1 protein-coding gene is annotated in these 257 nt (G+C 62.3%); it reads left to right on the top strand.

Annotated elements, in window-relative coordinates:
- A partial coding sequence (locus F6X39_RS36265; RefSeq protein WP_187620171.1) for a transposase domain-containing protein occupies positions 1-248 on the top strand: 248 nt, incomplete at its 5' end.
- Positions 249-257 lie beyond the last annotated feature (9 nt).

The following is a 257-nucleotide window of genomic DNA, read 5'->3' on the forward strand; positions in this document are numbered from 1 at the left end:
GCTGTGTGAGTCTGGGCCGCAAGAACTTCCTGTTCGCCGGCTCCGACAGCGGAGGCGAGCGGGCAGCCGCGATGTACGGTCTGATCGGCACATGCAAGCTCAACGGGATCAACCCGCGCGCCTACCTTGAATACGTCCTGACCCATATCGCTGACCATCCCATTAACCGCATCGACGAACTGTTGCCCTGGAACGTGGCCACGAAGCTGCCTCGGCAGGCTGGCCCATCGGCGTCTGCTGACACGTAACCCGATTCC

This window comes from Paraburkholderia sp. UCT2, from assembly GCF_014397665.1.
Taxonomy (GTDB): domain Bacteria; phylum Pseudomonadota; class Gammaproteobacteria; order Burkholderiales; family Burkholderiaceae; genus Paraburkholderia; species Paraburkholderia tuberum.